This window comes from Paraburkholderia dilworthii (genome assembly GCF_000472525.1).
GTDB classification, from domain to species: domain Bacteria; phylum Pseudomonadota; class Gammaproteobacteria; order Burkholderiales; family Burkholderiaceae; genus Paraburkholderia; species Paraburkholderia dilworthii.
This window is the reverse complement of record NZ_AWZT01000062.1, coordinates 1-19,977: the sequence shown is the minus strand read 5'-3', so window position 1 is coordinate 19,977 and position 19,977 is coordinate 1. Positions and strand designations below refer to the sequence as shown.

The window sequence follows — 19,977 nt, the reverse complement described above, 5'->3', positions numbered from 1 at the left end:
AAGCCGCAGGTTTCGCTGGACTTCTTTCAATGCATCTTCGGGCCGGTTAGCCGGTTTTCCCACTCTTGAGCGTGCAAAAGATATTGATCGTGAGGGTGTCGTCGTTGGGCGACGTCGTTCACAACATGCCGGCGATCGCCGACATCCGCCGCCGTCATCCCGAGGCGCAGATAGACTGGCTCGTCGAGGAAAGCTTTGTTGGGCTCGTCGAACTCGTGAGCGGCGTGCGGCGCGCGATTCCCGTGTCGCTGCGGCGCTGGCGCAAGCGCATTCTGTCGGTCGGCAACTGGCGCGAGATCGGCGCATTCCGCCGCGCGCTCGCGGCCGAGAACTACGATCTCGTGATCGACTGCCAGGGGCTCATCAAGACTGCATGGGTCGCGAGCATGGCGCGCGGACCGCTCGTGGGCCTCGCGAACCGAACTGATGGCGCGGGCTTTGAATGGCCGGTGCGATTCTTTTACGACAAGCGCGTGCCGATCGAGCCGCGCACCCACGTGGTGGAGCGTACGCGCCAACTGGTGGCTGCGGCGCTGAACGACCCGCAGCCGCAACCTACCGACGACATCGACTTTGGCATCGATACCGGGCGCGCGGCGTTGGCATTGTCGGCGGCGAATCTGAACCTTCCGGTGCCTTACGTGGTGTTCGTGCACGCGACCTCGCGCGCCGACAAGCAGTGGCCCGACACCGCGTGGATCGAGTTGGGGCAGTCGCTCGTGCGGCGCGGCGCGTCGATCGTCTTGCCGTGGGGCAGCGAGGCCGAGCGTGCGACGAGCGAGCGTCTCGCGAAGGAGTTCGGCGCGGCGGCCATCGTGCCGCCGAAGCTGTCCTTGCCCGCGGTGGTCGGCCTGATCGAAGGCGCGGCCGCGACGGTCGGCGTTGACACAGGTCTAGTTCATATCGCGGCGGCGCTGAAGCGGCCCACGGTCGAGTTGTACAATTTCGCGACGGCGTGGCGCACCGGCGGATACTGGTCGCCGAACGTCGTCAATCTCGGCACGGCCGGGCAACCGCCCACGCTGCAACAGGTGAAGTCCGCGCTTGCCGGCTTCGGCCTGCTGTAATTCGCCCGGCGCGCTTCGCCTTACGCATCATCCGTTTTAAGGGCGATCATGAACGAAACCCAGATCATCGAAGTAGCGAACGCCGACTGGCACGCGCGCAACCTGTCCGTGCCGCGTGAGACGCTGCTTGCAGGCGTCGAGCGCGGCAAGGTGCTGTATTTCCCGAACCTGCGTTTCGCGATTGAAGGCGGAGAGCTGGCGCTGCTCGATCCCGCGCTGGCCGATCCGAACCGCAAGAACATCAGCCTGGAACCGAATGGCGGCGCATTGCATGGCGTGGTGGGCGACGCGGTCACGCAGTCGGCGGTGCGCGCGTTGATCGCGCGTTATCAGGCGAATGCGCGCACGCTGGTCGATGGGCTCTTCCCCGAATACAACGGCAAGCTGCGCGTCGCGCCCACGAGTTTGCGGCTGCATCAGGTGGAGACGCGTCAAACGTCATGGCGCAAGGACGATAGCCGTTTGCATGTCGATGCCTTTCCGTCGCGGCCCAATTACGGCGAGCGCATTTTGCGTGTCTTCACCAACGTCAATCCGAATGGCGTGCCGCGCGTGTGGCGAGTCGGCGAACCGTTCGAGGACATGGCCAAACGCTTTCTGCCGCACATCAAACCGCAAATGCCGGGCACAGCCTGGCTGCTCAATCTGCTGCACGTGACGAAATCGCCACGCAGCGAGTACGACCATCTGATGCTCAATCTGCATGACGGCATGAAGGCCGACCTCAAATATCAGAAGACAAGCCCGCAGGAGACCATGCCGTTCCCGCCGGGCAGCGTATGGGTGTGCTTCTCGGATCAGACTTCGCACGCGGTGATGTCCGGGCAGTTCATGCTCGAGCAGACTTTCTTCCTGCCGGTCAAGGCGATGGCGCAGCCCGAATGTGCGCCGCTCGGCATACTTGAACGCCTGAAGGGCAGGGCGCTGGTTTGAGCGCCGCGGTTTGTTCGGCCTCGCGAGACTCCCGGCGTCGTCGCGCGCCGTTGCCTGACGCTGCGGCCACGCGAGGTCTACTGCATCGGCACTTTGTTTGCGAACCGCACGCGATGCGGTTCAATGATGCGGAGCGCCGATGTTAAGGGCGATCTATAACGCGCTCTGGTGGATCATCGCGCCGGTCGCCGTGCTGCGTCTGCTGATTCGTTCGCGCAAGGAGCGCGGTTATCGTCAGCATATCGGCGAGCGCTTCGGCTATGTTCGCGGACGTCTGCCCGAAGACAATGCGCCGTTGATCTGGGTGCACGCCGTGTCGGTCGGCGAGACGCGCGCGGCGCAACCGGTGATCGACGCGCTCATCAAAGCGCGACCCGACGCGCGCATTCTGTTGACTCACATGACGCCGAGCGGCCGTGCAACCGGCGAGCAGATTTTCGGCGACCGCGTTTTGCGCAGTTATCTGCCGTATGACATGCCGCATGCGGTGCGGCGCTTTTTGCGCGCATGGCGGCCATCGCTCGGCCTCGTGATGGAAACCGAAGTGTGGCCCACGCTGATCGACGAATGCCGTCGCGCAGACGTGCAACTCGTGCTTACGAATGCGCGGATGTCGGCACGCTCGTATCAGCGCGCGGCCAAATTTGGCGGGGCAACGAAGGACGTATTCGGCGGTTTTGCGCGGGTGCTGGCGCAGAGTCCATCCGACGCAGAACGGTTGACCGCGCTTGGCGCGCGCAACGTCGCGGTGCTCGGCAATCTGAAGTTCGATATGAGCACGCCGCCGGAACTGGCGGCGCGCGGCCATGCGTGGCGCGCGGCAATCGGCGCGCGACCGGTGTGGGTTGCGGCAAGCACGCGTGAAGGTGAAGAGGAACTCGTGTTGCAAGCGTTCGCTGCGCTCGGCATTGAGGGCGCGCTGTTGATTCTCGTGCCGCGCCATCCGCAGCGCTTTAGCGAAGTGGCCGCGCTCGTCGAGAAAGCGGGGCTGCGGCTGGAGCGGCGCTCGACATGGGCGCCCGACGCGAAAGTGGCGTCGGCGGCTGCGAGCGGCAGTGTGTCTGCTTTGCCTGCCGATGTGAACGTGCTGCTCGGCGATTCGATGGGCGAACTCGGTGCTTACTATGCGGCCTCCGACTTGGCGTTTATCGGCGGCAGTCTGTTGCCGCTCGGCGGACAGAATCTGATCGAAGCGTGCGCGGTGGGCGTGCCGGTGCTGATCGGGCCGCACGTATTCAACTTCACCCAGGCCACGGCCGATGCAGTCGCCGCGGGGGCGGCAGTGCAAGTGCAGGACCCCGCCGATCTGGCGCGAGCGCTGCGCGAACTCTTCAGCGACAAGGCGCGGCGGCTCGCGATGGGCGGCGCGGCGTCGGCATTTGCCGCGCGTCATCGCGGCGCGACCGCGCGTACGGTGGATGTGTTGATGGCGGTGTTGCCGGAGTGAGGGGCGGCTGAGGAGACTCAGCCGATCAAACCGTCAAACCCTCAACAACCCCTTCCGCTCGATAAACCACACCACGTCGTCCAAGCCATCGAGCGCCTTCAGATTGCACATCACGAAAGGCCGCTCGCCGCGCATTTTCTTCGCGTCGGACGCCATCACGTCCAGGTTCGCGCCGACCATCGGCGCCAGGTCCGTCTTGTTGATCACGAGCAGATCGGACTTCGTGATGCCCGGGCCGCCCTTGCGCGGAATCTTCTCGCCGCCCGCCACGTCGATCACGTAAATCGTCAGGTCCGACAGTTCGGGGCTGAAGGTCGCGGCGAGGTTATCGCCGCCCGATTCGATAAAGACAATGTCCGCATCCGGAAAACGCGTGAGCATGCGGTCGACGGCTTCGAGATTGATCGACGCGTCCTCGCGAATCGCGGTATGCGGACAGCCGCCGGTCTCGACGCCCATGATCCGTTCGGCCGGCAACGCGCCCGCCACCGTCAAGAGGCGCTGATCTTCTTTCGTATAGATGTCGTTGGTGATCGCGACGAGGTCATACTGTTCGCGCATCGCCTTGCAGAGCATTTCGAGCAGCGTGGTCTTGCCCGAGCCGACCGGGCCGCCGACTCCCACGCGCAGCGGCGGCAGCTTCTTCGTGCGGACGGACGAGTGAGCGGAATGATGAGGTGCGTTCATGATGGATCGTTTTATGAGCGAAAAAGCCGCGAATACTGCGACTCGTGACGCGCCGACAGAATGCCGAGTTGCGGCGCGAAGGTGTTGATGTTTTCGGGCGACGTGGCTAATGCGTGTTTGACCGCTGCATTAATCGGCTCGCGCAATGCAACGATGATGCGTTGCGCCGCGAGTTGCCCCAGCGGCACGGCCTTCAATGCCGCGGCGGCCTGGTTCTCGACCCAGCTAAATGCATAGGCGGCAAGAGCGGCATCGGCGGCGGCCTCGTGTGCATACGCGGCGAAGGCGAACGCCGTGGGATGTGCGAGCGGCGTCATCGACGCGAGCGTTGCACGCCGCGCCGCATCGCCCCATTCGAGCGATGCGCACAACTGCCGCAGCGACCAGCCCATCTGTTCAGTCTCGCGCCGCAATTCGGCGGACTCGCGGCTCGCGAGGAACTCGCTGTTGGCTTGCGCAAGACCGACAGCGTCGTGTGTGCGCCAGCGTTCCATCTGATGCGCGAGGAACGGCAGTTCGCCATGTGCGAGGACATCGGTGAGGCCGCTTGCGATCCAGTCGCGTGCCGAATCGGCGTCGGTGATCAGTTGCGCTTCGATCGCGGCTTCGAGACCTTGCGAGTAGCTGAACGCGCCGATTGGCAGCGCCGGCGACGCAAGATGCAGCAGCGCCGTGAGTTCAGCGATGCGCATGATGATGGTGATGGCCGTGGCCGCACGATTCGTCGTGCACGTGGTCGCTGTGATCTTGGGCGTGATCGTGGCCGTGATCGTGCGAATCCGCATCTTGATGGCTGTGCGTGTGCGCATGATCGTGCGAATGCCCATGATGTTCGCCGAACACCTGCTGCGCCAACGCATAATCTTCGGCGAAAGTCTCATCATGTCCGTGCTTATGACCGCCGCCATACGCGCCGGACTCTGGCTGAAACGGCATCGAAACCTGATCGACCGTCGCGCCGATGCGCTTCAACATATCGGCCAACACCGGATCGTATTCGAGCTTCAGATAATCGGCGCCGACTTCCACCGGCGTATGGCGATTGCCGAGGTGGTACGCCGCGCGCGTCAGCGTCAACGTATCTTTCGCGCGCACCACGAGCACCGTTTCCGGCGCAGCGACGACTCGCACGAGACCGCCATCGTCGGCGACCAGCACATCGCCATCGCGCAGCACCGTGCCGCGCGGCAGCAGCATGGCCACTTCCTCACCGTTATCGAGCGTGGCCGCAAGGCGGCTCTTGCGACGCTCGTCGAAAACGAGGGTCAGCGTCGGCGCGCGCTTCACGAGCACAGCCGCGAGTTTCAGATGCGGTGCAATCAGTTTGTCGAGTGTGCGCATGGTCAGAACAGAAAATAGCGTTGCGCCATCGGCAAGATAGTCGCCGGTTCGCAGGTCAACAACTGGCCATCGGCGATCACCTGATAGGTCTCGGGATCGACGCTGATCGACGGGCGCCACGCGTTGTGAATCATGTCCGCCTTCGTGATGTTGCGGCAGTTCTTCACGGCCACGATACGCTTGTTCAGGCCATAGCGCTCGGCGACGCCTGCATCGGCGGCGAGTTGCGAAACGAAAGTCAGCGACGTGCGTCCGAGCGCACCGCCGCGCGTCGCGAACATCTCGCGATAATGCACCGGCTGCGGCGTCGGAATCGACGCATTCGGGTCGCCCATCTGCGCCATCGCGATCATGCCGCCTTTTAGAATCAGCGACGGTTTGATGCCGAAAAACGCCGGCTCCCAGAACACGAGGTCCGCCCACTTGCCCGGCTCGATCGACCCGACCTCATGCGAGATGCCGTGCGTGATCGCCGGGTTGATCGTGTATTTGGCGACATAGCGCTTCGCTCGAAAATTGTCGTGCCGCGCGTTGTCCTCGGGCAGCGCGCCGCGTTGCACTTTCATCTTGTGCGCGGTCTGCCACGTGCGGATGATCACTTCGCCCACGCGCCCCATCGCCTGCGAATCCGACGACAACATCGAGAGCGCGCCGAGATCGTGCAGGATGTCTTCCGCGGCGATGGTCTCGCGGCGAATGCGCGATTCAGCGAATGCAATGTCTTCCGCAATCGACGGGTCCAGGTGGTGGCACACCATCAGCATGTCGAGGTGCTCTTCGAGCGTATTGACGGTGTACGGCCGCGTCGGATTCGTCGACGAAGGCAGCACGTTCGCTTCGCCGCATACCTTGATGATGTCCGGCGCGTGACCGCCGCCCGCGCCTTCGGTGTGATACGTGTGGATCGTGCGGCCCTTGAACGCGGCCACGGTCGCTTCTACGAAGCCCGCTTCGTTCAGCGTATCCGTGTGAATGGCGACCTGCGTGTCGGTATCGTCGGCGACCGAGAGGCAGTTGTCGATTGCGGCCGGCGTCGTGCCCCAGTCCTCGTGCAGCTTCAAACCGATTGCACCAGCTGCGATCTGTTCGAGCGCGGGCTGCGGCTGGCTCACGTTACCTTTGCCGAGAAAGCCGAGATTCATCGGATAACCGTCGGCCGCTTGCAGCATGCGTTCGAGATGCCACGGACCCGGCGTGCAGGTGGTCGCATTCGTGCCGGTGGCTGGACCCGTGCCGCCGCCGAGCATCGTCGTCACGCCGCTTGCGAGCGCTTCTTCGATCTGCTGCGGGCTGATGAAGTGAATGTGCGTGTCGATGCCCCCCGCCGTCACGATCAGTCCTTCGCCCGCGATCACTTCGGTGGACGCGCCGATAGCAATCGTCACGTTCGGCTGAATGTCCGGATTGCCGGCCTTGCCGATAGCAGCGATGCGGCCGTCCTTGATGCCGATATCGGCTTTGACGATGCCCCAGTGATCGAGAATCACCGCGTTCGTCACGACGGTATCGACGACGTCCGCATGCACGCGCTGCGACTGGCCCATGCCGTCGCGAATCACCTTGCCGCCGCCGAATTTCACTTCCTCGCCGTATGTGGTGAAGTCGCGCTCCACTTCGATCAGCAACTCGGTGTCGGCGAGACGCACGCGGTCGCCGATGGTGGGGCCGAACATTTCCGCGTATGCGCGGCGGCCAATGCGTAGGGTCATGATGTAGGTCCGGAAATGAGCAGGGCGGTTCAAGCCGATGAGCGCGCGCGGCGCTTCACAGCTTGCCCATCACCTTGCCGTTGAAGCCGTAGACGATGCGCTCGCCGGCCAGCTCGACGAGCTCGACCGTGCGTTCCTGACCGGGCTCGAAACGCACGGCGGTGCCCGCCGCGATGTTGAGCCGGAAGCCGCGAGCGGCTTCGCGGTCGAACGCGAGTGCGTCGTTCACTTCGTAGAAGTGGTAGTGCGAGCCGATCTGCACCGGGCGGTCGCCCGTATTCGACACGAGTACCGTGACGGTGGCGCGGCCCGCGTTGAGTTCGTGTTCGCCGTCGTCGATGATGAGTTCGCCGGGGATCATGGGTGCCTTGTTTGTCTCGCGGGGTTTAGCGGGATTCAGCAGATCAGGGGATCGGGTGATGAACGGTGACGAGCTTCGTGCCGTCGGGGAAGGTGGCTTCCACCTGGATGTCGGGGATCATCTCGGGCACGCCTTCCATGACGTCGTCGCGAGTGAGCAGCGTCGTGCCGTAGTGCATGACCTCGGCGACGGTCTTGCCGTCGCGTGCCGCTTCCATCAGCGCGGCGGTGATGAAGGCGACCGCTTCCGGATAGTTCAGTTTGAGGCCGCGCGCGCGGCGCCGTTCGGCAAGCAGCGCAGCGGTGAAGATCAGCAGCTTGTCCTTCTCGCGAGGTGTCAGCTTCATCGAATGAGTGTGGTGGGTTGCGCCTGATCCGGGCGGATCAGGCTGCGACAATGATAGGCGTTGCGCATCGCGGATGTGACCGGTGCAATGCCGGACAAGACAGCGAGGCTATCAAGTCCGGCTAACGACGCGCTTACAGATTGGCAGGCAACGCTGCGCCGAACCATTTCTTCGACATCGTATTGAGGGTGCCGTCCTGCTTCGCTTGCGCGATGGCGGCGTTGACCTTCTGCTGCAAGCGCGGTTCGTTCTTGTTCATGCCCACGAAGCACGGGGAATCCTTGATGACAAACTTCGGCTCCGGACGTCGCGGCGGATTCTTCGCGAGGATCGCGGCCGCGACGATGTTGCCCGCGGCGATCAACTGAACCTGGCCGGACAGGAACGCGGCGATGGTCGCGTTGTTGTCCTCGAAGCGTTTGATCGTGGCATTCGGCGCCATTTGCGTGAGGCCGAGTTCCTCAAGCGCGCCGCGCGTCGCGCCGACTGTCTTGCCGGTCAGATCGGCGGGACCGGCGACCTTGATATCGGCGGGACCGAACACCCCCTGGAAGTACGGCGCATAAGGCGCGGAGAAGTCGATCACCTTCTCTCGATCCGGCGTTTTGCCGAGCGACGAGATCACGAGGTCTACCTTGTTCGTTTGCAGATAAGGGATGCGGTTCGCGCTATTGACGGGCACGAGTTCGAGCTTCACGTTCATCGACTTCGCGAGCAGCGCGGCGGTGTCGATGTCATAGCCCTGCGGCTTCATGTCGGGGCCAACCGAGCCGAACGGCGGGTAGTCTTCCGGCACGGCGACTTTCAGCACGCCTGCCTTGGCGATGTTGTCGAGCGTGTCCGCGTGAGCCGCAGGCGCGTTGATCGCGAGGATGGGCGAGAGGAGCAGTGCGGCGAGCAGAGTACGGCGCGCGGGACGAAGCGTGGGTCGGTTCATTTGTAGTAGCTGTGGTGGTGGCGGCAGGCGGCTGACGTCGAGTTGCGGCAGCATCGGGGGTGAGAACGCAAGGTATGTGCCATCGTGGTGCGGTGGGGGCTGGCGAGGGAATTTGCGGCGCGGCGCACCAAGAGTGGGCTGGGTTGGCGCGGACTTGGTGCGTGGCTGTCTTACGCGGTGAAAGTGTGCTGGCGAGTTGCCGTTGCGGATTGGCGCGCGCAGACGAATGAGCGTTGCGCGGCGGTGTCACTGAACGACGCCCCTGGTCCTGTCGACTGGCAGGAGCACCGGGTTCTGTGGGGTGCGCCCATGTCCAGTCCGATTCAGCGCGTGCGTTTTGCTGCGTGAGAACTAAGAGCGTCTTCTTCGGAACAACGCGTGCGCTGCGATGTAGCAAAGAAAGAGAAGCGCGCCGATCAGTAGCGCAGCGATTGCCCAATAGAGAAGCAGGCCGAGCACTTCCATATCGTCGGGGTTCGCCAGATCATTGCGCCCTACGACCTCCACGCAGAAACGGATAAACATATCGACGGAATACGGCATGTTGCCCGGAGACAGGTCATCGATGTGATACGTCAGTTGCCATCCGCCAATAATGGATATCGCGATCCAGACGACATATTGCAATAGCTTTGTCAGGAGGTTTTGTTTCATTTCGACCGTTCCGTAAGCTGTCAGCGCTGAACCGGCACCGGTAAACTTAGCCGCCATCGGTGGAGGGGGGCAAACCAATGGTGGCGCAAAAACCTACGTCGCCCAGATCCGCAAAGGCACCGCCTCGACCCCATGCACAACGGGCCGCAATTGCAACCAGCATTGCGTCAAAGCACGCTGCAATGTCTCCATCGATCGCGAAACACCTCGCACGATCAACACGCCGTTCGTCACGCACGAAGCCGCCGCGCGCAAGGAATCATCGAATGGAAGCTGTGCGGTCAGCGCTTCGGCGAGCGCATCATCGCAACTCGCCCCAACGGCCCAAAGCGTCCCATAAGCAGGAAAGCCGCCGAGCCCTTGCGCCGCGTCGCGCAGTGGATCGTCGGCGCCAAGACTCGCGCGCTCGAGCCATAACAACTCACCGTCAGCACGCACGATCCGCGAAACCGCGCGCAAACTTCCCGCCGACCACCGCTCGCCTGCGGCCTGCCGCCCCAGTTGCGTCGCGTCCCAACCGATCGCTGTCGCGCCCTCGTCGAGCGTCAGCGAAAAGTCGAGCATCGCATTGGCGTGATCGAAAACGATATTGTTCTGCGGCAGCCAGTCGAGCTTCGCATTCCGACCGACGCGCACGGCGATACTCTGCCGCGCGGCACGTCCATTGGACTTGTACCATTTGGTCGCGCCGGGCGTGGCGATCACGGCATGCGCATCGGCGCCGACATCCACATCGATATCCAGTTGATCGCCGCCCGCAATCCCACCGGGCGGATGCACGATCACTGCATGACAAACGGCCTGACCTTCGGGATACAAAGGCCGTTGCACGCGCAACGGCCCATCATGCAGCCGATGCTCAAGCGCAGTGCGCTCGCCGTGCCTGACGAACCCCAGTTCGAGACGCGCGCGCCATTGCCCATGCGCACCGGTCTGCGCCAGAGCTTGCGCTTGAGATTGCACGGTAGCGAGCGTGACGTGATTTTCGTGAAGCGACATACGAATGGACGTGCAATCGACGTGTTAGAACAGAGCGTGCGGCAAAAGACGACGCGCCGCAGAACGAACGCGCCAGAAAACGAACGCGCCACAAAACGCGCCGAGCATAGCACGCGCATCACCGCCCCGGACTCACACAGCGATCAGCGCACGCACGCCATCGGCATCCATATTGACACCCTCACCGCCCGCGACGATCTCACCGCGACTCATCACCCAATACCGGTCGGCAATCTCCTTCGCAAAGTCGTAATACTGCTCGACGAGCAACACCGTCATCCCCATTTCCTCGACGAGCTGGCGCAGCGTGCGCCCAATGTCCTGAATGATCGAAGGCTGAATGCCTTCGGTGGGTTCATCGAGAATCAGCAGTTGCGGATCGCTCATCAGCGCGCGGCCAATCGCGAGCTGCTGTTGCTGGCCCCCCGACAGATCGCCGCCGCGACGGCTGCGCATATCCTTGAGCACCGGAAACAACTCGTAGATGCGATCGGGGATTTTCTTCGGCGCTTTCTTGCTGGCGGCGCCCACCAGCAGATTTTCTTCGACGGTGAGCCGCGGAAAAATGTCGCGTCCCTGCGGCACATACGCGAGCCCTTTCTCGACACGCGAATAAGTCGGCAGCTTCGTAATCGGCGCGCCACGCCACGCGATGGAGCCGCTCTTCGCCTGCACGACGCCCATCAGGCAGCGCAGCAGCGTGGTCTTGCCCACGCCGTTGCGGCCGAGCAGCACGGTGAGCTTGCCATCGGGCACGGACAGCTTCACGTCGCGAAGAATGTGGCTGCCGCCGTAGTATTGATTCAGGTTTTCTACTTCAAGCATGTCGTTCGACCCTTTGATTCACGGTCCACTCATCGACCGAGATATGACTCGATCACCGTCTCGTCGCGTTTGACTTCTTCGAGCGTGCCGTGCGCGAGCACGCGCCCCTCGGCCATCACCGTGACCTTGCCGGTGTCGCCCGAGAGAGCCTTCACGAACTCCATGTCGTGTTCCACGACCATCATCGAACAGGTGCCGCGCAGGTGGTTGAGCAGGTCGGCCAACTGCATCGTCTCGTCGTCGGTCATGCCGGCGGCGGGTTCGTCGAGCAGCAGCAGCGCCGGTCGTTGCATCAGCAACATGCCGATTTCCAGCCGCTGCTTCTGTCCATGCGAGAGCTCGCCGGCAAGCCGCCGCGCCTCGCTTTCGAGACCGATCAACACGAGCGTTTCCTCGATGCGTGCTTGCGCTTCGCGATCGAGCCGCGCGCGCAACGACGCGAGCCATCCCTTATCGGTCTTCATCGCGAGTTCGAGGTTTTCCCACACGGGATGCTGCTCGAAAACCGTCGGCTTCTGAAACTTGCGCCCAATGCCGGCACGCGCGATGGACGGCTCGTTCATCCGCGTGAGGTCGATGGACTGGCCGAGAAACACCTTGCCCGAATCAGGCGCGGTCTTGCCGGTGATGACGTCCATCATCGTCGTTTTGCCCGCACCGTTCGGGCCGATGATGCAACGCAATTCGCCGGCGTCGATAGAAAGCGTCAGCGCATTCAACGCGCGAAAGCCGTCGAAGCTCACGGTCACGTCTTCGAGGTAAAGGATCGTGCCGTGCGAAACATCGATTTCGCCGGGCACGACGACGTGCCCCATGCTCGCGACGCCGCTCAACGCGTGTTCAGAAGGTTGTTCAGGCAAAGCGAGATCGGGAACCATCGGGTTTTCGTTCATGAGCGGTTCCTCTTGCGCGTCACGAGTTCGACCAGTCCCATGATGCCGTTCGGCAGAAACAGCGGCACCAGCACGAAAATCAGACCGAGAAAGAACAGCCAGTATTCAGGGAAATTCGCCGTGAAAAAGCTCTTCGCGCCGTTCACAGCGAACGCGCCGACAATCGGCCCAATCAGCGTGCCGCGTCCGCCCACGGCGACCCAGATTGCCATTTCAATCGAATTGCCCGGCGACATCTCGCCCGGATTGATGATGCCGACCTGCGGCACATACAACGCGCCGGCAATGCCGCACAACACCGCGGACACGGTCCACACGAAAAGCTTGTACGCGAGCGGGCTGTAGCCGAGGAACATCAGACGCGTCTCGCCGTCGCGCACCGCGGTGACGACGCGGCCGAGCTTCGACGTGACGATCGCTCGAGCACCGATGAACGCGAGAATCAACACGGCAAACGTGATCAACAGCAAGGCCGCGCGAGTGCCGGGATGCGTAATCGGAAAGCCGCCGATGCGCTTGAAGTCGGTGAAGCCGTTATTGCCTCCGAAGCCCGTCTCGTTGCGATAGAACAACAGCATCGCGGCGAACGTCATCGCCTGCGTGATGATCGACAGATACACGCCTTTCACGCGCGAGCGGAATGTGAAAAAGCCGAACACCCACGCGACCACCGCCGGCAGCAGCACGACGAGCAGCAGCGCATAGCCGAGGTGCTGCGTGCCTTCCCAGTACCACGGCAGTTGATGCCAGTCGAGGAACACCATGAAGTCGGGCAGGTCGCTGCCGTACTTGCCGTCGTGGCCGATCGAGCGCATCAGGTACATACCGATCGCGTAGCCGCCGAGCGCGAAGAAGAGTGCGTGTCCGAGGCTCAGAATGCCGCAGTAGCCCCACACCAGATCGAGCGCGAGCGCGGCAATCGCGTAGCACATGAACTTGCCGGTGATCGTCGTCGCATAAGCGGATAGATGAAGCGGACTCGTTTCCGGGACCACCAGCGTCGCGAACGGCACGCCGAGCCCGAATACGATAATCAATGCGATCAGCGCGAGCCACGCGCGCCGCGACAGTAGCGCGGGCCGCGGCGGCAAGCCGAGCGCGAAGGCGGACTGCGCGACGCGGCCGGCAACGTTGCCGCCCGTTGCACCGGCATGAGCCGATGCGGTCGAAGGGGAAGTTGCAGATGTCATCTCATGCCTCCGCGCTACGGCCCTTGAGGGCGAACATGCCCTGCGGACGCTTCTGGATGAACAGCACGATCAGCACGAGCACCGCGATCTTCGCGAGCACGGCGCCCCAGAACGGTTCGATGGCCTTGCTGACGAGCCCGAGCCCGAAGCCGCCGATCACCGTGCCGGCCAGTTGCCCGACGCCGCCCAGCACGACCGCCATGAACGAATCGATGATGTAGCTCTGGCCAAGGTCGGGCCCGACATTGCCGATCTGCGACAGCGCGCAGCCGCCGAGGCCCGCGATGCCCGCGCCGAACGCGAACGCATACGAATCGACGCGCGCGGTTTTCACACCGACGCATGCGGCCATGCGGCGGTTTTGCGTGACGGCGCGCACGAAGAGGCCGAGGCGCGTCTTCGTCAACACGGCCCACGCAATGCCGACGACGATCAGAGAGAACGCGAGAATCGCGAGGCGGTTGTACGGCAGGATCAGATTCGCGAGCACGGTCACGCCGCCGCTCATCCACGAAGGATTGATCACCTGCACGTTCTGCGCGCCGAACAGCATGCGCGTTGCCTGAATCAGGATCAGGCTGATGCCGAACGTGGTCAGCAGCGTTTCGAGCGGACGGCCATACAGATGCTTGAGCACCAGCCGCTCGATCACCATGCCGACAAGCGCCGCCGCCACGAAGGACGCCGGCACCGCGAGCAGCGGATACCAGTCGAATGCGCCGGGCGCGAAGCGCTGAAAGAGGTTCTGCACGACATACGTGGCGTATGCGCCGATCATCAGGAATTCGCCGTGCGCCATGTTGATGACGCCGATGAGGCCATACGTGATGGCGAGGCCGAGCGCCGCGAGCAGCAGCACACTGCCGAGCGACAGACCCGCGAACAGCGTGCCGGCGATTTCGCTGCGGCGCTGGATCGCATCCAGTTCGTCGATGCCGCTTTGTGCGGCGGCTCTCACGCGAGCGTCGGTTTCGGCAAACGTGCCGTCTGCTTTCTTCGCGACGAGCGGACGCAGCAGTTCGTTCATGTCGAGGTCATGGCGCGCGGCGACGAGCTTCACCGCTTCGAGGCGCTTCGCTGCATCGGCGTCATGCAATGCGGTCATTGCCCACAGCGTGTCGAGACGCTTCTTCAACGCGGGATCGGTTTCCTTCGCGCGAGCCGCATCGACGAGCGGCTTGATCGACGGGTCGGGGTTTTTCAGCAGCGCGTTGATAGCTTGCTCGCGCATCGCCTTGTCGGGTGAGTCGAGTTGCAAACCGGAAAGCGCGCCTGCGACTTTCGAGCGCAGCAGATTGTTTAGCGTGACGGGCTGGGCGTCGCCGGCTTCAACGATTTTGCCGGTGGCCGCATCGCGCGTCGTCTCGCCGTCCTGGAGCAGGACGGCGCCAGAGTCGGTAGCAAGCACGGCGTCTTCGGATAAAGCCTTCAGCACCGCCAGCGATTCCTTGTCGTGATTGGCAATGAGCTTGTCGATGGCTGCGGACTTCGCGTCGAAGTCATCGGCGGCGAGCGGTGCGACGTCGGCTGCGGTCAATGCGAAGGCGCTATGCGGCGCTAGCGCGCCGAACGCGAGCAGGGCAATGGCGGCGCCGCTGACGCTGCGTCGCGCGAACCGCTGTGCAAAAGTGAGGAATGAGAACGCCATTGATGGCCTTTGAAGAATTACCGGGGAAGCGCTCTGAAAAGGTCGTGTCGCGTCGGTTGAATGCATGCCGAGGTTGCGCCGCGCGCTCGGCGGCTTCGTTTGGCCGTTGAACCGCACGGGGCCGTGCCGAGCGGAACGCGCCGCAGGTGTCGCGAACGTGATTGCTTGCTGCGCGGTCGCGCGGTTCGATCGCGGTGCTGCGCGTGGTGCGTCGGCTGGGCACCCACCACGCAAACCGCCACGCGACACACGCTCACACTCATCGCGAGTTCGCCTCGCAGCATCGCGGCGGCCGACCTTAAGCCGCCGCAATGCGCATTGCCGTTACGCGACTCGTGAGCGCTTCAAAAACGCCGGAATCGAGCTGACCACATCCGGCTTGCTCGAATTGCCGGCGATGAACGGGCTCCACGGCTGCGCGCGAACCGCGGTCTTGGTGCGCCACACCACGTTGAACTGACCGTCCGCGCGCACTTCGCCGATCATCACCGGCTTATGCAGATGGTGGTTGCCATCCATCTCGAGCGTGAAGCCCGACGGCGCCGCGAACTGCTGGCCGACCATCGCCACGCGCACCTTGTCGACCTCGGTGCTCTTCGCCTTCTCGACGGCCTGCTTCCACATGTGGATGCCGACAAAGGTCGCTTCCATCGGATCGTTCGTCACGCGTTTAGTGCCGCCCGGCAGATTGTTCTGCTTGACCCATGCGGCCCATTGCTTCTTGAACTTCTCGTTGGTCGGGTTGCGCACCGACATGAAGTAGTTCCATGCCGCGAGGTTGCCTACCAGCGGTTTCGTGTCGATGCCGCGCAGTTCTTCCTCGCCGACCGAAAATGCGACGACCGGCACATCCGAAGCCTTCAGCCCCTGGTTACCGAGTTCCTTATAGAAGGGCACGTTCGAGTCGCCGTTCACCGTCGAGATCACCGCCGTCTTGCCGCCTTGGGAGAAAGTCTTGATGTTCGCGACGATGGTCTGATAATCGCTGTGGCCAAACGGCGTGTAGACCTCCTCGATGTCCGCCTCCTGCACGCCTTTCGACTTGAGGAAGGCGCGCAGGATCTTGTTGGTCGTGCGCGGATACACATAGTCGGTGCCGAGCAGAAAGAAACGCTTCGCACCACCGCCTTCGGCGCTCATCAGATATTCGGTTGCGGGAATCGCCTGCTGGTTCGGCGCCGCGCCGGTGTAGAACACGTTGCGCGACATTTCCTCGCCTTCGTATTGCACCGGATAGAAGAGCAGGCCGTTGAGCTCCTCGAACACCGGCAGCACCGACTTGCGCGAGACCGACGTCCAGCAGCCGAACACCACAGCGCACTTCTCCTGCGTGATCAGCTGACGCGCTTTTTCGGCGAAGAGCGGCCAGTTCGACGCCGGGTCCACCACCACCGGCTGAAGCTGACGGCCCATCACGCCGCCGTTCTTGTTGATGTCCGCGATCGTCATCAGCGCGGTGTCTTTCAGCGATGTCTCGGAGATCGCCATCGTGCCCGACAGGGAGTGCAGGATGCCTACCTTGATCGGGCCGCTCGCCGACTGTGCGTGCGCGAACGGCGCGCGACCTGCAAGCGCGAGCGCGCCGGACATGGAGCCGAACTTCAACAGACTGCGACGTTTCATGTATATCCCCTTGCCATTGATGATGAATGTTTATGGGCGTCGATCTGAGCCACTGGGCTTACCCCGCATGACTTGCCGCTCGTGTACTGCAAGGCACATGCCATGTGGTGGATGCGGCTCGCATTGCGCCGTTGCGCGCTGCGGCGCGGCTCGACGAGAGCCGGGTCATGCGGCTTCGCGTACGAATCTGGTGCACATTCGTGGGATGCGCCTCGTTCGGGTGCGTGCCGCGCCGCGACGAAGCGCGGTGATCCGCCAAGGGGCTTTGGCGGTGCATGCGCGCCGCCGCGTTGTGCATGGGCTGCGTTGTGCCTACACTGAAAGACCGTTTGCGCAGGTTGCGCTGAGCGGTTGATTGCTTGCATGGGATCCGAGTAAGCGCTAAAGCGCTAAGTCCGACCGACCGCGTTGCATGGGACCGGAGCAAGCGCTGAAGCGCTGGCTTGGATCGACCGCGTTGCATGGGACCGGAGTAAGCGCTGAAGCGCTAACTCCGATCGACAGGAGATACGAGATGAGTGAATTCGCCGGCCGCAATCAACCAGACATGTCCGCGTTCTGGATGCCCTTCACCGCCAATCGCCAGTTCAAGAGCGCGCCGCGCCTGCTCGCGAGCGCCAAGGGCATGTACTACACCTCGCACGATGGACGGCGCATTCTGGACGGCACTGCGGGGTTGTGGTGCGTCAACGCCGGGCATTGCCGCGATGAAATCGTCGCCGCCGTTCAGGCCCAGGCCGCCGAAATGGACTTCGCGCCGACGTTCCAGATGGGTCACCCGAAAGCGTTCGAGGCCGCGACGAAGATCGCGCGGCACACGCCGGGCGATTTGAAGCACATCTTCTTCGTGAACTCTGGCTCGGAAGCCGTCGATACCGCGCTGAAGATCGCGCTTGCCTATCACCGCTCACGCGGCGAGGGCCAGCGCACGCGCTTCATTGGACGTGAGCGCGGCTATCACGGTGTCGGCTTCGGCGGCATTTCGGTGGGCGGCATCGCGCCGAACCGCAAAGCGTTTTCCGGCGCGCTGCTGCCGTCGGTCGATCATTTGCCGCATACGCTGAACATCAAGGAGGCCGCTTATTCGAAGGGGCAACCGGCGTGGGGCGCGCATCTCGCCGATGAACTCGAGCGGATCGTCGCGCTGCACGATGCGTCGACGGTTGCGGCGGTGATCGTCGAGCCGGTGGCCGGATCGACAGGCGTGCTGATTCCGCCGCAAGGCTATCTTCAACGGCTGCGCGAAATCTGCGACAAGCACGGCATTCTGCTGATCTTCGATGAAGTCATCACCGGATGGGGGCGCCTCGGCGCGCCGTTCGCCGCGCAGTACTTCGGCGTCACCCCTGATCTGCTGACGATGGCGAAGGGCACCAACAACGCAGCCGCTCCGATGGGCGCCGTGGCCGCAAGCGGCCAGATTCACGACTCGATTGTGAACGGCGCGCCGGGCGGCATCGAGCTGTTTCATGGCTACACATACTCGGGGCACCCGATCGCAGCCGCCGCAGCATGCGCGACGATCGACCTCTACGAGCGCGAGCAGCTGTTCGAACAGGCCGCACGGATGGCCCCGCTTTTCGAACGTGCCATTCACAAGCTGCGCGGCGAACGGCACGTGATCGACGTTCGCAATCTTGGACTGGTAGGCGGCGTCGAACTTGCGCCGCGCGACGGAGCGCCGGGCGCACGCGCCTACGACGTGTTCGTGCGGTGCTTCGAGAAGGGCGTGTTGACGCGCTATACCGGCGACATTCTGGCGTTCTCGCCACCGCTCATTATCGAGGAGGGGCAGATCGACGAGATCTTTGCGACGGTGGCCGAGGTGTTGAACGAGACGGATTGAAGGACTTCGAATGGTTTGCTTGATGCGTCTGCTTGAGGCGTCGGCTTGAGGCGTTTGTGTCTACCGTTTGCATCTAGCGTTTGCATCTAGCTTTTGCATCTAGCTTTTGCATCTAGCGTTTGCATCTAGCGTTTGCATCTAGCGTTTGCATCTAGCGTTTGCATCTAGCGTTTGCATNTTTGCATCTAGCGTTTGCATCTAGCGTTTGCATCTAGCGTTTGCATCTAGCGTTTGCATCTAGCGTTTGCATGAGGCCAGCGCGTACCGCGCTGGCCTCATGCATCGCTCGCATACTGGCGTCGGCTCGTTAGAACGCGACGAACGGTCCGCTCTGCGATCCGGCTTGCGATCCGCTCAGCGCGGTGTACAGACTGCGGCCAAAGAAGAACGGCAGGCCCCAGATGAAGTAACTGGAGACGGACGTGTACGACGCAATGTTGTCGAACGCGGCATAGGTGCCGGACAGCAGGCTCGCCGTGTTGGTTACCTGGAACGGCACGGTTGCGGACATGCCCGCGCCGCTCGTCGGCCTAAGCAGAGCCGAAAGGCTCAACGTGGTCGACGGTGTGTAGCGGCCCCATGCGTCGAACGGAATCGCCGTATCGCGGAAGATGGTCGCGTTCGAGCCGCTGTCGATGACGCCGTTGGCGAACGTGCTTCCCTTGTACGTGGTCGCGAAAAAGCCGTTGCTGTCGAGCGGGATGATGTTCGCGCTCGACAGCAATGCATTGTTCTGCTGCGTGCCGATACCGAACACGAGTTCACCGGTCGCGCTTGCCTGACCGCCGGGCTGCAATGCAGGCAGGCGGATGATCGTGCCGTTGTTGTCGGCAGTGAGGTCGGCGACCGGATTCATGATCTGCGTGTCCAGCGGCACGCGCGTGCCCGTGCAAGAACCCGTGGACGGGCAATAGTAGTACGTCGCCGGCAACACATATTGTGCGGCGAGCGGGAAGTCGCGCACAGCCGAGCCGATCCCGACCACCCCGTTCGCTCCGAGCTGCGCAACACTGCCGATGTCCGAGACGCCGCGCGACGCACAGTCCGGCGGCGTGGCATTCGCGCCGTCGCCGATGACCTGGACCGGTAGATTGCCTGCCAGCTTTGCGCCGATGGTTACGTCCGCACGCTTCACCGAGCCCCACGTGTAGCCCGACGCAAAGATCGCACATTGGGAGATGGGCGCGCCGCGGGTGGGATCGTCGGTCGCGCCCGTTTGTGCGGGCAAGCTGCCCGCCAGCGCGGAACCCAGCGCGCTGGCCAATACACGCACGCCTGCCGAGCCCGTATCGAGCAGCATGTGATCGATCGTCGCGCACTGATTCGCACCTTGCACGCCAGGGATGCAGAACGTGACGGTGACGTAAGGTGTATTGGCATAGCCGCCCGTCCATCGTTCGACAACGACGGGAACTGTGTTGGCGATGGGTGTTGGTGTTGGTGTTGGTGTTGGTGTTGGTGTTGGTGTTGG

19 protein-coding genes are annotated in these 19,977 nt (G+C 63.1%); 4 read left to right on the top strand and 15 right to left on the bottom strand.

Annotation, left to right across the window (positions count from 1 at the left end; translation table 11 throughout):
• The first annotated feature begins 65 nt into the window (after nt 1-65).
• The 3 genes from waaC to waaA all read left to right on the top strand — a co-directional run bounded on the left by waaC (nt 66) and on the right by waaA (nt 3,447).
• Nucleotides 66-1,067: a lipopolysaccharide heptosyltransferase I gene (gene waaC, locus F759_RS0132040; protein WP_027803437.1), complete on the top strand. Its 1,002-nt coding sequence runs from the start codon at nt 66-68 to the stop codon at nt 1,065-1,067.
• Between the two features lie 48 nt (nt 1,068-1,115).
• Nucleotides 1,116-2,000 (top strand): Kdo hydroxylase family protein, encoded by an 885-nt coding sequence (locus F759_RS0132035; protein WP_027803436.1) that lies wholly within the window; start codon nt 1,116-1,118, stop codon nt 1,998-2,000.
• Nucleotides 2,001-2,139: 139 nt separating this feature from the next.
• A complete protein-coding gene (gene waaA, locus F759_RS0132030) occupies nt 2,140-3,447 on the top strand; it encodes a lipid IV(A) 3-deoxy-D-manno-octulosonic acid transferase (protein ID WP_027803435.1) in 1,308 nt (435 codons plus the stop codon).
• Between the two features lie 33 nt (nt 3,448-3,480).
• Here waaA and ureG read toward each other — a convergent pair whose 3' ends face one another.
• The 14 genes from ureG to urtA all read right to left on the bottom strand — a co-directional run bounded on the left by ureG (nt 3,481) and on the right by urtA (nt 16,660).
• Nucleotides 3,481-4,134, bottom strand: a complete 654-nt coding sequence (gene ureG, locus F759_RS0132025) for an urease accessory protein UreG (protein WP_027803434.1) — start codon at nt 4,132-4,134, stop codon at nt 3,481-3,483.
• An 11-nt stretch (nt 4,135-4,145) separates the two neighbouring features.
• The gene (locus F759_RS0132020; protein ID WP_027803433.1) at nt 4,146-4,826 is read right to left on the bottom strand and encodes an urease accessory protein UreF; all 681 of its coding nucleotides are present in this window, start codon (nt 4,824-4,826) and stop codon (nt 4,146-4,148) included.
• Nucleotides 4,813-5,475: an urease accessory protein UreE gene (gene ureE, locus F759_RS0132015; protein WP_027803432.1), complete on the bottom strand. Its 663-nt coding sequence runs from the start codon at nt 5,473-5,475 to the stop codon at nt 4,813-4,815. Before ureE ends, F759_RS0132020 begins: the two co-directional genes overlap by 14 nt.
• 2 nt (nt 5,476-5,477) lie before the next feature.
• Nucleotides 5,478-7,184, bottom strand: a complete 1,707-nt coding sequence (ureC, locus tag F759_RS0132010; protein WP_027803431.1) for an urease subunit alpha — start codon at nt 7,182-7,184, stop codon at nt 5,478-5,480.
• A 55-nt stretch (nt 7,185-7,239) separates the two neighbouring features.
• Nucleotides 7,240-7,545, bottom strand: coding sequence for an urease subunit beta (locus F759_RS0132005; protein ID WP_027803430.1), 306 nt, complete (start codon nt 7,543-7,545; stop codon nt 7,240-7,242).
• Nucleotides 7,546-7,588: 43 nt separating this feature from the next.
• A complete protein-coding gene (gene ureA / locus F759_RS0132000) occupies nt 7,589-7,891 on the bottom strand; it encodes an urease subunit gamma (RefSeq protein WP_006048588.1) in 303 nt (100 codons plus the stop codon).
• Between the two features lie 133 nt (nt 7,892-8,024).
• Nucleotides 8,025-8,828 carry a transporter substrate-binding domain-containing protein gene (locus F759_RS0131995; RefSeq protein WP_027803429.1) on the bottom strand — a complete coding sequence of 268 codons (804 nt, stop codon included), beginning with the start codon at nt 8,826-8,828 and terminating at the stop codon, nt 8,025-8,027.
• Between the two features lie 351 nt (nt 8,829-9,179).
• Complete coding sequence (locus tag F759_RS39165) at nt 9,180-9,482, bottom strand: hypothetical protein (RefSeq protein WP_051377531.1); 303 nt, start codon at nt 9,480-9,482, stop codon at nt 9,180-9,182.
• Between the two features lie 93 nt (nt 9,483-9,575).
• Complete coding sequence (locus F759_RS0131985; protein ID WP_027803428.1) at nt 9,576-10,481, bottom strand: urease accessory protein UreD; 906 nt, start codon at nt 10,479-10,481, stop codon at nt 9,576-9,578.
• A 132-nt stretch (nt 10,482-10,613) separates the two neighbouring features.
• Nucleotides 10,614-11,306: an urea ABC transporter ATP-binding subunit UrtE gene (urtE, locus tag F759_RS0131975; protein ID WP_027803427.1), complete on the bottom strand. Its 693-nt coding sequence runs from the start codon at nt 11,304-11,306 to the stop codon at nt 10,614-10,616.
• A 29-nt stretch (nt 11,307-11,335) separates the two neighbouring features.
• A complete protein-coding gene (urtD, locus tag F759_RS0131970) occupies nt 11,336-12,199 on the bottom strand; it encodes an urea ABC transporter ATP-binding protein UrtD (RefSeq protein WP_027803426.1) in 864 nt (287 codons plus the stop codon).
• On the bottom strand, nt 12,196-13,389 hold the full coding sequence (urtC, locus tag F759_RS0131965; RefSeq protein ID WP_027803425.1) for an urea ABC transporter permease subunit UrtC: 1,194 nt from the start codon (nt 13,387-13,389) through the stop codon (nt 12,196-12,198). Before urtC ends, urtD begins: the two co-directional genes overlap by 4 nt.
• A 1-nt stretch (nt 13,390) precedes the next feature.
• Entirely contained in the window at nt 13,391-15,037 is a 1,647-nt protein-coding gene (gene urtB, locus F759_RS0131960; protein ID WP_027803424.1) for an urea ABC transporter permease subunit UrtB, read from the bottom strand.
• Between the two features lie 324 nt (nt 15,038-15,361).
• The gene (gene urtA / locus F759_RS0131955; protein WP_027803423.1) at nt 15,362-16,660 is read right to left on the bottom strand and encodes an urea ABC transporter substrate-binding protein; all 1,299 of its coding nucleotides are present in this window, start codon (nt 16,658-16,660) and stop codon (nt 15,362-15,364) included.
• 514 nt (nt 16,661-17,174) lie between these two features.
• Here urtA and F759_RS0131945 point away from each other — a divergent pair.
• Entirely contained in the window at nt 17,175-18,506 is a 1,332-nt protein-coding gene (locus F759_RS0131945) for an aspartate aminotransferase family protein (RefSeq protein WP_027803422.1), read from the top strand.
• A 307-nt stretch (nt 18,507-18,813) separates the two neighbouring features.
• On the opposite strand, the gene F759_RS0131940 is transcribed toward F759_RS0131945, so the two are convergent.
• Nucleotides 18,814-19,977, bottom strand: a 1,164-nt coding sequence (locus F759_RS0131940) for a DUF3443 domain-containing protein (RefSeq protein ID WP_244438969.1), incomplete at its 5' end; no start/stop codon positions are given.